The organism is Helicobacter equorum, assembly GCF_900198655.1.
GTDB lineage: Bacteria > Campylobacterota > Campylobacteria > Campylobacterales > Helicobacteraceae > Helicobacter_F > Helicobacter_F equorum.
The window spans coordinates 1-1,480 of the sequence record NZ_FZPO01000077.1 but is presented as its reverse complement, the minus strand read 5'-3'; the positions used below and the strand labels follow the sequence as shown (position 1 = coordinate 1,480).

The 1,480-nt window shown below is 40.0% G+C and carries 2 protein-coding genes; both read right to left on the bottom strand.

The window, feature by feature from the left end:
* Positions 1–590, bottom strand: a 590-nt coding sequence (locus tag C6H22_RS08405) for a citrate/2-methylcitrate synthase (RefSeq protein WP_324826090.1), incomplete at its 3' end; no start/stop codon positions are given.
* A gap of 20 nt (positions 591–610) precedes the next feature.
* Positions 611–1,477: a methylisocitrate lyase gene (gene prpB / locus C6H22_RS08400; protein ID WP_104694813.1), complete on the bottom strand. Its 867-nt coding sequence runs from the start codon at positions 1,475–1,477 to the stop codon at positions 611–613.
* Between the last annotated feature and the right edge of the window lie 3 nt (positions 1,478–1,480).

The following is a 1,480-nucleotide window of genomic DNA, read 5'->3' as shown; positions in this document are numbered from 1 at the left end:
GAAGCATTAAATTCATGCTCTGCATAGAGAATAAGGCTGACATGCATAGCTTTTATCCAAAGCTCCTTTGGCTCTTTGTTGTGTAGTTTTTCTAAGAAATATCCCCCGATAGAATCTTGTTTAGATTCTGTGTTTAATTCTGTCCCACTTTTGTGCCAATGATGCCAAAAAAGCAAGATTGAAGGGAAAATTCCAAGTAAGCGAATCCCAATTTTTAGCTGATCAGGGAAACTCATCTTAGCCACACTGAGATTTTCTTGCTCCAAACATCCCAAAACAGAACAACCTGTTCTCATCACATCCATTGGGTGTGCATCTTTTGGTAAAAGCTTGAGGGCTTCACGCATTTCTTTTGGTAAAGTTCTTGCCTTGATGAGTTCTGCTTTAAAGTCTGCTAATTCTGCTTTTGTAGGCAATGTCCCCTTAAGAAGAAGATACGCTACCTCTTCAAACTCTGCATATTTTGCCAAGTCATAAATGTCATAACCGCGGTAATTTAGTCCGTGTCCTGTCCCAACGGTGCAAATTGCTGATTTTCCAGCGATAACTCCAGCAAGTCCGCCAACTTTTCCTTTTGCTGCTTCTCCCATAATATCTCCTTTAGTTAAGATTACTTTTTAAATAAAGCATCAAGTTTTTGCTCATAAGCATGGTAGCCAAGCATTTCATAAAGTTCATCACGCGTTTGCATTTTTTCAATACTCGCTTTTTGTGATCCATTTTTGAGAATGTCATTAAAGACTTCTAGTGCAACTTTATTCATCGCTCTAGCTGCAGAGAGTGGATATAACACCATAGAGATTCCGACATTCTTAAGTTCATCAGTTGTGAAATATGGTGTTTTTCCAAATTCTGTGATGTTTGCCAACACAGGGACTTTGATAACATCTGTAAATTGTTTATACTCTTCAAGAGTATGGATTGCTTCAGCAAAGATCATATCTGCCCCTGCTTCCACATAGGCTAGAGCCCTCTCAATTGCAGCTTGTTGTCCTTCACTCGCGTGTGCATCGGTGCGTGCCATTACGACAAATTCAGAATCTATTTTGCCATCAATTGCTGCTTTTATCCTATCGCACATTTCATCTTTGCTCACAAGTTCTTTGTTTGGGCGATGTCCGCAACGCTTTTGGGCAACTTGATCTTCTATATGACAACCAGCCGCACCACTTCTTGTCAAATCTTTAATGGTTCTTGCAATATTAAATGCACCACCCCAACCTGTATCTGCATCGACAAGCAATGGTAAATCGCTCACAGCAGTGATTCTTCTCACATCAATACAGACATCTTCTAATGAGCTAATGCCAAGATCAGGCACACCCAAACTCATAGCAGCCAACGCACCACCACTAAGATATAGGGCTTTAGCACCACTTTTTTGTGCTTGAATTGCCGAATATGCATTAATCACACCTAGAATCTGTAAGGGATGATTGTTTTTGACTGCTTCTCTAAAATTTTTTCCAGCACTCATGTA

Bases quoted from the DNA above. Each gene is read 5' to 3' on its own strand.
- prpB (WP_104694813.1), bottom strand. From the start codon at position 1,477: ATGAGTGCTGGAAAAAATTTTAGAGAAGCAGTCAAAAACAATCATCCC.